Origin of the sequence: Deinococcus malanensis (assembly GCF_014647655.1) — a bacterium.
Lineage (GTDB): Bacteria > Deinococcota > Deinococci > Deinococcales > Deinococcaceae > Deinococcus > Deinococcus malanensis.
Map to the genome: position 1 here is coordinate 121,047 of NZ_BMPP01000002.1, position 13,256 is coordinate 134,302.

Below are 13,256 nucleotides of genomic sequence, written 5' to 3' on the forward strand. Positions count from 1 at the left end.
ACGGGATATGATCGGAACTTCGGTGCCTCGGCGGTCTCTGGACGCAAATATAGGGGCCGGGGAGCGGAGCGCGTAATTCTAGCAAACCCGCCCGGTTCACCACAGGCCTGGAGCTCATAAGTCCAGAACAAGCTTTATACGCGGTCTGGCCCCTGCGGGTTCCCGGCACTCAGGCGGGCCGGGTGGAGGAAAGGACCTTGAACCCTCCGGCCCGGACCAGTTCACGGGTCTGGCCGACGCCCTGCATGGCCGGCTCATAGGGCAGCGGCTCATTGGCCACCAGATACAGGGTGCCTCCAGGATTCAGCCGGCGGGCAGCAGCCGCGATAAATTCCCGGGCCACGTCCAGCACGACCCCACGGCCCACGTGAAAAGGCGGATTGGTCAGGATCACGTCGAAGGTCCGCTCACCCAGCTCGGCGTCCACGTCACTGTGCACGACCTCACCCGTCAGGCTGCTGGCCACCAGGGTGGCTTGGGCGCTGCGCACACTGAGCAGGTCTCCGTCCACCAGCGTCGCCTGCGCCCCGCGGAGGGCTGCCCAGGCCCCGATCAGGCCGGCACCGCAGCCCAGGTCCAGGACGCGGCGGCCATGCAGTTCCAGTTCCGAGAGGTGGTCGAGCAGCAGGGTGGTCGCTTTGTCGGGTTTCGCCGCACTGAACACCCCAGGCAGGCCCACCACCTTGACGCCGTAGGCCTCGTACCCTTCGGGCTCCGGATACACCGGAGTCGGCCCGGGACGGCGGATCAGGCGCGCCACCCGCATGCCACCATCGCGGGCAATGGTCTCGCCCGAGCCGAAGGCATTGCCCGCAGCCCGCACATAGCGGTCAAAGCCCTTATCCCGGTCGCCCGCCAGATACAGGGTCCCGCCAGGTGGCGTGCAGGCGTGCGCCCAGGCCACCTGACTGAGGGCGTAGGCGTTGCCACGGTCGCCCGCCAGAACCATTGCGATGGTGCGGGCCCGGATGGGCCAGCGCTCCGGCAGAGCGTCACCAGGTACCGCAGCACAGGTGTCGTAGCCCGCCGCAGTCAGGACACTGAGTGCCGCAGCGCTGCCTTCCACCGCGCGGAGGGTCACACCACTCAGGCTGCCGATCAGCCCCCCCATGGCCGTGAGGTCCAGCACGTCACCACGCACCTTGTCCTTGCGCATGGTCTGCGCGAGCAGGGCCTGTGCCCCGTCTACCTCCGGAAACCCGCGCACCCCGGGTTTGGTCATGGCTCTCAGATGTTCAAGCCGGCCGGGCAGCAGGGCCGGGCGCGGTGTGAAGTACCCCTCGGCCGGCACTGGTTCCACGGGCCGGACCGAAGTATGGCGCGGCGGCGCGTCCTGACTGCGCGAGATTCTGATTTTCTGTCTGCGTCCACCCGTCATCTGCTCTTTCCTTTATCACAGGTGCATGGGCCGGGTCACAGACACGCAGGGCCAGGAAGGTAAAGGCGGCCTTACAGGCATCCAATGAATCCTAGAAGTCCAGGACTAAGCTGAAGATGTCCCACAATTATTGCCGACCGGGTGAAGTCGGTTTTACCGCCCCGCACGACAGGCGGGGCTTTTTATGGAGTATCGGCGGCACTGCCATCTGGCTCAGCGCCGCTGGTCCTGCACGCCCTGGCCCTGGTGGTCGGGCTCAATGGTCAGCTCGTCGGCGCGAATGGCAAAGCGGTTCTGGAAATCTGTCTGTAACCCTGCCAGATCTGCACGCGGCTCGCCCCGGACGCTCAGGTGAAGGCGGTCGGTGCCGCCGGACGTGAAAATACGCAGGGTGTGCTGCAGGTGATCAAGCCCATGCCCTGCCAGCCAGAAGGCCACCTCACGCGGGAACAGCTTGACGCCCTTGACCTTCAGCATCCCGCTGACATGCCCGAAGACGCCGCCCGGGAGATAGGTGCCGTCCATGCGCCGCTCCAGCCGGGTCAGGTCTCCGGTACGGAAGCGCAGCAGGGGCATGGCCTGCTTGCTCAGGTGGGTCACCACCAGCTCACCGCGGGCGCCGTCCTGCACTGGCTGACCGGATTCGGGATCGACCACCTCGACATACACCCAGTCATCCAGCACTTTCATGCCGTCCTGAGCGGGGGTTTCCAGGGCGATCAGGCCGGCTTCACTGGTGGCGTAACAGTCCAGCGCGCTGCACTTCAGGGCAGACTGGACGCGCTCTCGCCGGCCCTCGATGCTGCTCATGGGCTCGCCGGCGGCGATCAGCAGTTCGACCCCTGCGCCGGCTTCCCCGAGCTTCTGCGCAAAACTCGGGGCACTGACCAGGACCCGGACCTTCAGTCGGCGCAGGGTGTCCAGCTGCGCCTCGGTCTCGCCTGGGCCAAAGGGAATGGTCTTGGCCCCCAGGGTTTCGAGGCCGTCTTGCATCAACCAGCCACCGGCAAACCGGTGGTAACCAAATGCCACCTGCACGTGGTCGCCGGGCCGTATACCCGCCCAGGCAAAAGCTTGAGCGCTGGCGCGTCCATGTGCCTCGATATCAGCGCGCGTGGCGTACTCCGGAAGCCAGCCGCCCCCCGGATGCGGCGTGAGGTGGACCCGCACCGAGTCCGGGTGCTGCAGTTCCCCGGCTTCAAACGCGGCCGTCAGCCGGTCCCGGGTCAGAAACGGCAGGGCCGTCCAGTCTGCCGTATCAGGTACGTCCCGCAGGGCCTCGCTGTACAGCGGCAGGGCCCGCAGGCGCGAAAGGAGGGCAGGCAGGTCCGGCGGAGAAGTTCGGGGGGAAGACAGGGTATTCGTCATGAAAATCTCCGTCATGGCCGGGCAGGGCAGCCGACGTGAACTGTCAGGTGCCCGCGGCGGCGATTACATCCAGCGTTTGCGACGTTTGTAGCTCTTGACCTCGCGGAAGCTCTTGCGGCTGCCCTGCTCGGTGACGCCCAGATAGAATTCCTTGACGTCCGGGTTGCTGGCCAGTTCGGCACTCTCACCTTCCATCACGATGCGGCCCCCCTCCATCACGTAGCCGTAATCGCTGTTGCGCAGGGCAATGCTGGCATTCTGCTCGACCACCAGCACGCCAACGCCCTCCTGACGGTTGATCTGCCGCACGTTGTCGAAGATCTCCGCGACCAGCAGCGGGGCCAGTCCCAGGGACGGCTCGTCGAGCAGCAGCACCTTGGGATGGGCCATCAGGGCGCGGCCGATGGCGATCATCTGCTGTTCGCCGCCCGAGGTGTAGCCGGCCTGCTTGTTGCGTAGCGCCCGGAGCTTGGGAAAGTAGGTGTAGATCCGCTCCAGGTCACTCTGCCAGTTGCCGCGGCCCAGGATCGCTCCGGCGCGCAGGTTCTCCTCGACGCTCAGGTGCTTGAACACCCGGCGGCCTTCAGGTACCTGCACCACGCCACTTTTGACGACATCGGTGCCGTTCATGCCCGACAGCACCCGGCCTTCAAAGGTGACGGTGCCTTCGCGGATCTTGCCGTTCTCGGGCTTGAGCAGTCCTGAAATGGCGCGCAGGGTGGTGGTCTTGCCCGCGCCGTTGGTCCCCAGCAGGCTGGTTACTCGTCCGGCCCGGACGTTCAGCGAGACACCGCGCAGCACCTGCACGATGTCGTGGTAAACGACCTCCACGTTGTTGATGGTCAGGTCGCTGCCCATCGCCGTGCCCACCGGAGGCGGGGTGGCGTGGGGTTGTGTTTGAAGGATTGAGGTCAAACGGAGCCCTCCTTTAGTGGGCAACGGGAGGGAAGTGGCCACAGGAAATGGCCTCCTCCCTCCCGGGGACTTACTTCAGGGGGTGGACCAGCTGGAACATGCGGCTGCGCTGCGCCCCGGTAATGGCCTTGAAGTTGCCGGTGGCGTCGGCCTGGAGCAGACGCAGACTTTCGGCACCGACGTGGTCCTTGGCGCTGAAGGTCACCGGGCCCACCGTGAAGCCGGGATTGAACGAGCGGCTGCCGTTCATGCTGGTCAGGCCCTTGTACACGCTGGCGGCGCTGATGTCCCTGCCGCCGCGTTTCATGGCTTCGATGGCAATGGCGGCGGCCAGCATGCCGCTGGTGTAATGCACACTGCGGATGGTGTCGGCCTTGCGTCCGTTCTGGGCGCCGATCCTCTTGACCAGCTGGATCCCGGGGCGGTCGCCCTCATCGAACATGTAGTAGCTGGTGGCCCAGATAAAGTCCTTGGCCGCGTCACCGGCCAGCTTGGTCAGGTCTTCCCCACCCGTGTAGTGGGCCCCCAGGAACTGCATCTTGCCCAGCAGGTTGAGCCGCTTGGCATCCTTGAGGATGTTGGCCACGGGGCCGGCGGTATTCTGGTTGATCACGTACTTCACGCCCTGCGCTTCCAGGCGTTTGAGCAGCGCCGTGTTGTCAAGGTTGTTGCCGCCGACTTCCTGCACGTCGGTGATCTTCAGGCCCAGCCGGGCAGCGGCCTTGCGGGCATCCACGACCGGGTCACGGCCGAAGGGGCTCGGGTTGACCACCAGGGCGACCTTGGCCCCACGTTCCTTGCTGGCCACGTATTCGAGCAGCGCCACGATGTTCTCGCTGTAGCTGCTGACTGGCAGGAACATGTACTGGTTGTTCGGGGGATCAATCAGTCCGATGTGGTAGCTGGCGGGCAGGGTGGGCACCTTGGTCTCCTGCACCACGCCCTTGATCTGCAGCATGCCCCCCGTGGCGTAGCCCAGGAACACCGGCACGTTCTGACCCCCCACGAATTCCTCAAAGTTGCGCTGGGTGTTGGCGTTGTTGTACTGGTCGTCACGCACCACGCAGTTCAGGGTCACGCTGAGCATCTTCTGGCTGTTGGCGTACTTGCAGTAGTCCTCGACACCTGCGGCGTAGCTGGAACCGGCGTCACTGGTGGGACCGGTGATGGCGCCTGACCAGACCAGGGTGGTGTTTCTCTGTGCCGTAGCAAAGGAGGCCAGGGAGACGAGGGCAGTCAGGGCAAGAAGTTTCTTCATGGGCTTACCTCCGGGGTAAGGAAAGGGGCGGCAACGAGGCGGATTGGCAAAGGGAGAAAACAATGGTTGGGACAGTTCTGAAGCGGATTCCAGATCAGGAAGGCGCTTCAGAACTTGTAAGGCCACTTCTTGAAGTACATCCGGACCAGACGCCACCAGTTGGCCAGGCCACGCGGCTCAAACATCAGGAACAGCATGATGGCCAGACCGAAGGCCAGGGGCCTCAGGGCTGTGGCCACGTCGATGCCCTGCGGAAAGATGTCCTGCTCGCCCAGCCAGGCGCTGGCACTGCCCATGAACCGGTCAAGCGCCACGATGAACATCGGGCCCAGGAAGGAACCCGGCAGGCTGCCCAGGCCGCCCACGATGGCCATGGCCAGCAACTGCACGCTGGTGTGCAGCCCGTAATCCTCGATCACCACGGCCTTCTGGAAGTACGCGAACAGTCCACCCGCGATGCCGGCGTAGAAGCTGCCGATCATGAAAGCCGTGAGTTTGGCCGTGCCGGGATTAATGCCCATGGCCGCCGCCGCGCGGTCGTTGTCGCGCACGGCAATCATGGCGCGGCCGTGCCGGGTACGCAGCACGTTGCGCCACAGCAGCGCCATAGCCACCAGGACCGGCAGGATGATGTAGTACCAGAACATGTTGTGGTTCAGGAAGGTGTCCCGTACGCCAAATATCTGCACGGTGGGCATGCTGATCGCCCCACCCTGTGCCAGCACCGGCGAGTGTCCCACCGTCCACTCGAAAATAATCTGAAAGGCCAGCGTGGCCACCGCCAGATACAGGTATTTCAGGCGCAGGCTGGGCAGACCCACGAAGGTTCCGACCAGGGCGCCGGCCAGCCCCCCCAGCGGAATGGCCAGGAAGAACGGCAGATTCAGGCGCGTGGCGGCGAGCGCAGTGGCATATGCCCCGACACCCATGAACGCCGCCTGCCCGATGTTGATCAGCCCGGTATAGCCGGTGGTCACGTTCAGCCCCAGCACCGCCACGGCGAAGATCATGATCATGTCCACGTCGCGCAGCATGGTCTTGGGGATCAGCAGCGGCAGCGCCAGCAGCAGCAGGACGCCCACGATCAGGCTGGCCTGCTCGGCGTAGGTGGCGAAAATCGTCTGGTCCTGCTGATAGCGGACCCGGTAGTTGCCGGTCTGGGTAAAGCGTGAAGCGGGCATCAGCAGGCCCCCCCGGTGCGGGCATCAGGCTTACACACGTTCGATCTCCCTGGTACCAAACAGGCCGTAGGGACGCAGCAGCAGCACCGCGATCAGGATGATGAAGGGAAACACCTCTCGCGTGCCGCCCCCCGGAACCAGGCCGTCCAGGTAGCCGGCTGACAGATTTTCCAGCACGCCAATCAGCATGCCGCCCACAATGGCCCCGATCACGCTGTCAAGTCCGCCCAGAATGACCACCGGAAAGACCTTGAGGCCAATCCCCGCCAGGCCGCCCAGGGTCAGGCCGCTCATGAGCCCCAGAATCACGCCGGCAGCGGCGGCACTCAGTCCGGCTGCCGCCCAGGCCAGAGCGAAGACCCGCTCGACACTGGTGCCCACCGACATGGCGGCCATCTGATCGTCGGCCACCGCGCGCATGGTGATGCCCAGGGTGGACTTGTTGAAAAAGTAGGTGAAGCCGGCCAGCAGCCCCAGCGCCGCGAGCACCCCGGCAATCTGGGTCCGGGACAGCTGGGTGCCCAGCACGCTCACGCCGTCTCCAGCCAGCGCCGCAGGCGTGGTGAAGCTGAAATTGCCGGCTCCGTAAGGGGTCAGGTGAATCAGGCCCTCGATCACGCTGCTCAGCCCGATGGTCACCATGATCACCGAGATGATCGGCTCACCCACCATACGGCGCAGGAACACCCGCTCGATCAGCATGCCCAGCAGGAAGGTGGCGATCATGGCGATCAGTCCCGCCAGCCAGAAGTTCAGTCCGCTCTGCGTCAGGGCAAAGGCGATAAATGCGCCAGTGGCGATGATCTGTCCGTGCGCGAAGTTGATCACGCGGCTGGACTTGTAGATCAGCACGAAGCCCAGCGCAGCCAGGGCATAGATGCTGCCGATAACCACGCCGGCGATCAGAAGTTGAGGGAGAAGATCCACGTGCACGTCCTTTCTGGGTGAGAGGCTGGGGTTCTGCGAAGGAAGCCGCAGAGCGGTTCAGGCGCTGACGGGGGTACCCGGAGACCTGGCCGGCGGGGACGCGCTGGCCCCGGTCTCGCCCGGCACGTCGTGAACCTCGACGGTGGTCTGCACGCGCTGTTCCTGACCGTCCTGGTACTTGAAGACCGCCTCGACCTCACGGGTGCGGCTGCCGTCGTACAGCGCCTCGATGATGGGCACGTACTTCTCGCGGATGGTCTTGCGGCGGACCTTACCGGTACGGGTCAGTTCGTCGTCGTCGGCGTCGAGCAGCTTGTACAGCAGCACGAAGCGTTTGATGCGCTCGTGCGGCTCAAGGCGGGTGTTGGCTTCCTGCACCTCATGGGCAATCAGCTCGGCAATTTCAGGCTTGCTGCTCAGGTCCATGTAGGTGCTGTAGGCCAGCTTGTGTTTCTCGGCCCACTGCCCGGCAGTCAGCGGGTCCACGTTCAGGATGGCGGTGACCTCGTCGCGGCCATCCCCCAGCACCACAGCTTCCTTGACATAGGGACTGAACTTCAGGCGGTTTTCGATGAACTGCGGGCTGAAGCGGTCGCCCCGGGCGTTCTGCATCACGTCACTCAGGCGGTCAATCACCTGCAGGTGGCCGTCTGCGGTCAGGCGCCCGGCATCCCCGCTGTGCAGCCAGCCGTCGCGGATGGTCTCGGCGGTTGCTTCGGGCTTCTTGTAATACCCCTGGCACACTGCTGGGCTGCGGCTGAGGATCTCGCCTTCCTCAGTAATGCGGACCTCCCCGCCAGGCAGGATCTTACCCACGGTGTCGAACCGTACGTCGCCGTCGCGGTGCACGTAGGCGATGCCGATGTTCTCGGTCTGCCCGTAGATCTGCTTCAGGTTGACGCCCAGGCCGTGGTAGAAGCGGAACACGTCCGGTCCCAGCGCCGCGCCGCCGGTATAGGCGTGTGTGAGGCGCAGGAAGCCCAGCTGATCGAGCAGCGGCCGGGTCAGGCCCCAGTAGGCCACCCAGCGCTTGAAGGCCGCCACGCCACTGGGCCTGCGCCCGCTGAGCGAGGCGTCGGCGGCGTCGGTGCTCCAGGACAGCAGTTTGCGGTACAGCGCCCGGTTCAGGCCGTAGGACTCCTGCATGCGGATAAACATCTGGCTCTGGATGCCTTCCCAGATGCGCGGAGGCGCGAACATGAAGTGCGGACCCACCTCGACCAGATCATGCATGGCGGTCTCGGTGCTCTCCGGAAAATTGACCGTGATGCCATTGGACAGCGCCACGGCGATGGTCATCATCTGCTCGCCGATCCAGGCCATGGGCAGGAAGCTCAGGTAGTCGCTGCCGGGTTTGAAACCCTCGACCCGGCCCAGCGACTGGCCCATGTACAGCAGGTTGCGGTGCGACAGCATGGCGGCCTTGGGCTGTCCGGTGGTGCCCGAGGTCAGGCTGAAATGGCAGACATCATCAGGTTGGCCCTGCGCGGCTTCCTGACTGAAAATATCTCCGGGCTGCTGGCGTCCCAGTTCCATCAGTTCCTCGAAGCTGATGAACCACTCGTCGTGAGCATGCTTGCTCATGCCGCGTGGGTCCTCGTAGACCACCTTGCGGACCTGCGGCAGCTCATGCCGGTGCTCGAGCAGCTTGTCCACCTGCTCTTCGTCCTCGGCCAGAACCACCACGGCGTCGGTGTAGTTCACGACGTAGCGCACCTCAGCAGCCACGCTGCTCTGGTACACCCCGACGCTGATAGCACCCAGCGCCTGCGCCCCGATTTCCGTGAATACCCAGGCCGGGATGTTCTCTGCGATGATGGCCACCTTGTCCCCGCGGCGGACTCCCAGGGCGTGCAGGCCGGCGGCAACTTCACGGGACCGCTGGAGGTAAGTGGCATTGGTGGTCTCGTTCCAGATGCCGTATTCCTTGTGCCGCAGTGCCACACCGTCCGGAGACAGTTCGGCGCGGCGGGTGAGCAGTTGCGGAATCGTCAGCGTGGTGACGTCGCCGAGCAGACTCGTACTCTCATGCGTGGCGGTACGTGCCGGGGTACTCATGCACTCACCCCCTGCAGGGCCGGGGCAGGCGGATGCTCAGCGACACCGGTGTAGGCCTCGATCACGCGCGGGTTGGCACTGACTTCCGCTGGAGTTCCCTCAGCGATCTTCAGCCCGAAATCCAGCACATAGACCCGGTCGGAAATGTCCATCACCACGCCCATGTCGTGTTCGATCAACATCACCGTGATGCCCTGCTCGCGCTGGATGTCCAGGATGAAGCGCACCATGTCCTCTTTCTCCTCGACATTCATGCCGGCCATGGGCTCGTCCAGCAGCAGCAGCTGTGGCGCCAGGGTCAGCGCACGCGCCACCTCCACGCGCTTCTGAATGCCGTACGCGAGCGTGCCGACCGGATGATGCCGGTGCGCCTCGAGCTCCATGAAGTCGATCACGCGCTCCACGTAAGCGCGGTTCTCGGCCTCCTGGCGGCTGGCCCGGCCGTAATAGACCAGGCTGTCGAGCAGGCTGTAGCGCAGGTGGGTATGGCGCGCCAGCAGGAGGTTTTCCACCACCGACAGCCCGCGGAACAGTTCCAGGTTCTGGAAAGCGCGGGCAATGCCGTAACTGGTCACCACGTTGGGCGCCGAGCGGCTCAGGTCATGAGCGCCAAAGGTAATGCGGCCCTGTGTTGGGTGATAAAAGCCGCTGATGCAGTTGAGCAGGCTGGTCTTGCCTGCACCGTTGGGCCCGATGATGCTGACGATCTCGCCCTCGGGCACGACCAGGCTCACATCCGTAAGCGCCTTGAGGCCACCGAAGGCCAGGGTGACATGTTCGACATGTAGTTGCGGCATTGCACCTCCAGCAGGGACGGACGGAAGCGGGGTCAACCCCGGCGGTCGCCTGGGCGAACAGAAAGTCAGGTTGTGGGTATCCCGATTATGAAGGGCAGACCATATTTGGCCTTTCTGAGTTGTCTAGCTAAGTCAACGGCTGGTGGTGAAATGCCGCATTGTTGTATAGACAGAAAGGGAGATTGAAGGCCTGTGCTTCTCCAGACTGGCTGCACCCGCCTCATACCTCGTTTCTCCCGACAGGACGCGAATTGAATACGCCGCTCACGCCTCTGGAGCCGATGCTCCGCGCCTTTACCGTCTTTGCGGACCGGACCGCCGTGGTTCAGGGTGGAACTTTCGTCCGCTACGCAGAACTGGCTTACCGGACAGCCCGGCTGGTAACGCTGTTGCGCCAGCATGGATTACAAGCCGGTGGTCATGTCCTGCTGATCTCCCCAAATACCCCTGACGCACTGCTGGCCTTTCATGCAGTGCCCCTCGCCGGAGGCGTCATCGTGCCCCTCAATCCGGCGTTTGGGGACGACGCGCTGAATTTTCTGAGTGTTCACGCCGATCCTGTGGTGGCCCTGGTAGATACCGCACACCTTCACCGGGTTCAGGACACGCTGAAAAGCCTAGATATCCCAGTAATTCTGACCGGCGGTTCCGACTTCCATGCACGGCTGGGTGTCCTGATCCCCGCCCCGCTGAGGCTGCCGGAGAACCTTGACGAGGACGCTCCGATCAGCATCAACTACACCTCCGGAACCACCAGCGATCCCAAGGGCGTGATGCTTACGCACCGCAACGCGTTCCTGTCCCTGGGCAACCTGCTGTATCACCTGAATCTGCGCCCACACAGCGTGCTGCTTCATGTCCTGCCGCTGGCGCACGGCAACGGATGGGGCTTTGTCTGGGCCATAACGGCCGCCGGCGCCACCCACGTGCCCCTGCCGGACCCAACGGAACTGCGCGAGGCGCTGCGGGGCCAGGGGATCACCCACCTGTACGCCTCCCCTTCTCTGCTGGCTCCCCTGACGGACCTGGCTGCGTCACCCGCCCTGCCCCGCCCGGTGAAGCTGCTGCTGGCCGGTACCAGTCCCCATCCGCGGGTGCTGCGCACCCTGCAGCAGCAGGGGTTCGAGGTGCTGCATGGCTACGGTCTGACCGAAACCAGCGCCGTGATGGTCGTCACCGACCAGGCCGATCTCCCGGACCTTCCTGACGTGACGCCCGTCCTGGCGCGGCAGGGCCATCCCATGATCTTCGGGGGCCAGCTGGAGGTCGTGCTCGACAGCGGCGCTGCCGTCCCTCACGACGGCCAGACTCCCGGCGAGATCATCATTCGCAGCAACCTGGTCATGAAGGGCTACTACAAAAACCGCGCCGCCACCCGGCGCGCCATCAAGCAGGGCTGGCTCCACACCGGTGACCTTGCCGTCGTGCATCCCGACTGCCGGGTGGAGATTCTCGACCGCGAGGGGGACCTGTTGAAAGTCCAGGGGCAGCCAGTCTCCAGTGCCCAGATCGAGGCGGTGCTGTACCGGCATCCCAGCGTGCGCGAGGCGGTCGTGGTGGCCGCCCGCAGCAGCGAGGGGGACCTGCCGGTAGCCTTTGTCACCCTGCACCCCGGCGCGCAGATTCTGGGCCGCGAACTGCTGGGGTTCTGTGCGCCGCATCTGCCTGCTCACGCTCTGCCCCGCCGGGTGCAGCTGGTTCCCGAGCTGCCCAAAACCGCCAGCGGCAAGGTGCTCAAGCATGTGTTGCGTGCCCAGGTCCGTGACAAGCCTGGGGTTCAGCCCGCCGACTGACAGCTCCCGGTCCAAACGGGGCGGAAACTTTACGTGACATGTCCGGCCTTCTGTTGAGAGTGTTGGAGGAAGCGTGGCGGTGGCGCGAATACGACCCGCCACGTTGTCGGGCCCTGCTGGACGAGGTGTCGGACGCTGCGCAGGGTTCCGGCCTGGGGCCTGCTGGGACACCTGAGGACACTCCTGGATGACGTGGATGTTCCAGCCCTGTCCTCTTCCCTGCGCCTGTCCTTCACAGCTGGGGTGGTGAGCTGCCCCAATGGGGCCCTGACTGGCACCCTGCTGCTCGGAAAACGCGAGGATCGTGGGCGCATTCTGGGGCAACCGGAGACGTCGGCGCACCTGGCCCCTTGAAGCCCGCGCCGCCGAGCTCTGGTACCTTCGCCCTATGGCCTCTCCTTCCGTCACCCCCGACTGGGCCTATGAACGTGAACACTGGCGCCGGGGCTATTTCCGTGTTGCCGGGGTGGATGAAGCCGGGCGAGGTGCCTGGGCCGGACCGGTCACGGTGGCCGCGGTGATCCTGCCGGGGCTCGCCCAGGAGTACCCCTTTCGCGACAGCAAACAGCTCAGCGCCCCGCAGCGCGAGACCTTCGCGCAGGAGGTCCGCCGCGTGGCCCTGAGCTACGCCGTCGAACACGCCTGGCCCGACGAGATCGAGCGGCTGAACATCCTGGGGGCGACCCACGCGGCAGCCGAGCGGGCCCTGGCCCGGCTGGATCCGGCGCCGCAGGCCCTGGTCACGGATTACCTGAAGTTGCGCACGAGCCTGCCGCTCTCCGCTCCTCCCAGGGCCGACGCCCTGAGTTACACTGTCGCCGCCGCCAGCCTGCTGGCCAAAACCGAGCGTGACCGCATCATGCAAGACCTGGACCTCCAGCACCCTGGCTACGGCTTTGCGGGGCATAAGGGGTACGGCGCCCCAGCGCACCGCGCCGCCCTGGCGGAACTGGGCGTCAGCCTGGTGCACCGGCGCAGTTACGCCCCAATCCGGGCCCTGCTGGAAGCACCGGCGCCGCTCCTCCCGGAACCCGGATGAGCTCCTGGGTCTACACGGTCAGCTCGGCTGCCGGGCACCACTACAGCAAATGCCCGCAGCCCATGATCCGGCTGAGGGCCGGCTGGGGTGTCGAGGGCGATGCCCACGCCGGGATCACGGTTCAGCACCGCTCGCGCGTCCGGCAGGATCCTACGCAACCCAACCTGCGGCAGGTCCACCTGATTCAAGGCGAACTGCCTGACGAACTGCGGGCACCGGGATTTGACCTGAGCCCCGGCGACCTGGGAGAAAATATTCTGACGCGTGGGGTAAACCTGCTGGCGCTCCCACGCGGAAGTATCCTGCAGCTGGGTATCCAGGCTGTCGTGGAGCTGACCGGCCTGCGCAACCCCTGCGCCCAGATCGAGACGTTCAGGCCCGGACTTCTGCGGGCCGTCCTGAGGCAGGACGTCCACGGGGCCTTGGTGCGCCGCGCTGGCGTGATGGGCATGGTCCTGGTTGGCGGCGAAGTACGCCCCAGCGACCCGGTTAAGGTGACGCGGCCAGCAGGACCACATGTCCCGCTCGACCGGGTCTAGAGC

The 13,256-nt window shown here is 65.1% G+C and carries 11 protein-coding genes; 3 read left to right on the plus strand and 8 right to left on the minus strand.

What is annotated here, in order from left to right; translation table 11 throughout:
* Nucleotides 1-169: 169 nt before the first annotated feature.
* From IEY49_RS03020 to IEY49_RS03055, 8 genes are all read right to left on the minus strand, one after another.
* Nucleotides 170-1,378 carry a class I SAM-dependent methyltransferase gene (locus IEY49_RS03020; RefSeq protein WP_189004450.1) on the minus strand — a complete coding sequence of 403 codons (1,209 nt, stop codon included), beginning with the start codon at nucleotides 1,376-1,378 and terminating at the stop codon, nucleotides 170-172.
* Between the two features lie 213 nt (nucleotides 1,379-1,591).
* Complete coding sequence (locus tag IEY49_RS03025; RefSeq protein WP_189004452.1) at nucleotides 1,592-2,746, minus strand: phenylacetate--CoA ligase family protein; 1,155 nt, start codon at nucleotides 2,744-2,746, stop codon at nucleotides 1,592-1,594.
* A 63-nt stretch (nucleotides 2,747-2,809) separates the two neighbouring features.
* A complete protein-coding gene (locus IEY49_RS03030) occupies nucleotides 2,810-3,661 on the minus strand; it encodes an ABC transporter ATP-binding protein (protein ID WP_229780597.1) in 852 nt (283 codons plus the stop codon).
* A gap of 70 nt (nucleotides 3,662-3,731) precedes the next feature.
* Entirely contained in the window at nucleotides 3,732-4,919 is a 1,188-nt protein-coding gene (locus IEY49_RS03035) for an ABC transporter substrate-binding protein (protein WP_189004453.1), read from the minus strand.
* 107 nt (nucleotides 4,920-5,026) lie between these two features.
* Entirely contained in the window at nucleotides 5,027-6,100 is a 1,074-nt protein-coding gene (locus IEY49_RS03040) for a branched-chain amino acid ABC transporter permease (protein WP_189004455.1), read from the minus strand.
* Between the two features lie 30 nt (nucleotides 6,101-6,130).
* Nucleotides 6,131-7,027 (minus strand): branched-chain amino acid ABC transporter permease, encoded by an 897-nt coding sequence (locus tag IEY49_RS03045; protein ID WP_189004457.1) that lies wholly within the window; start codon nucleotides 7,025-7,027, stop codon nucleotides 6,131-6,133.
* 57 nt (nucleotides 7,028-7,084) lie between these two features.
* The gene (locus tag IEY49_RS03050; RefSeq protein ID WP_229780598.1) at nucleotides 7,085-9,085 is read right to left on the minus strand and encodes an AMP-binding protein; all 2,001 of its coding nucleotides are present in this window, start codon (nucleotides 9,083-9,085) and stop codon (nucleotides 7,085-7,087) included.
* Nucleotides 9,082-9,882 (minus strand): ABC transporter ATP-binding protein, encoded by an 801-nt coding sequence (locus IEY49_RS03055; RefSeq protein ID WP_189004459.1) that lies wholly within the window; start codon nucleotides 9,880-9,882, stop codon nucleotides 9,082-9,084. Before IEY49_RS03055 ends, IEY49_RS03050 begins: the two co-directional genes overlap by 4 nt.
* 251 nt (nucleotides 9,883-10,133) lie before the next feature.
* On the opposite strand from IEY49_RS03055, the gene IEY49_RS03060 reads away from it, so the two are divergent.
* The 3 genes from IEY49_RS03060 to IEY49_RS03070 all read left to right on the plus strand — a co-directional run bounded on the left by IEY49_RS03060 (nucleotide 10,134) and on the right by IEY49_RS03070 (nucleotide 13,253).
* Nucleotides 10,134-11,675, plus strand: coding sequence for an AMP-binding protein (locus IEY49_RS03060; RefSeq protein ID WP_189004461.1), 1,542 nt, complete (start codon nucleotides 10,134-10,136; stop codon nucleotides 11,673-11,675).
* Nucleotides 11,676-12,063: 388 nt separating this feature from the next.
* The gene (gene rnhB, locus IEY49_RS03065; RefSeq protein WP_189004462.1) at nucleotides 12,064-12,714 is read left to right on the plus strand and encodes a ribonuclease HII; all 651 of its coding nucleotides are present in this window, start codon (nucleotides 12,064-12,066) and stop codon (nucleotides 12,712-12,714) included.
* A complete protein-coding gene (locus IEY49_RS03070) occupies nucleotides 12,711-13,253 on the plus strand; it encodes an MOSC domain-containing protein (protein WP_189004464.1) in 543 nt (180 codons plus the stop codon). Before rnhB ends, IEY49_RS03070 begins: the two co-directional genes overlap by 4 nt.
* Nucleotides 13,254-13,256 lie beyond the last annotated feature (3 nt).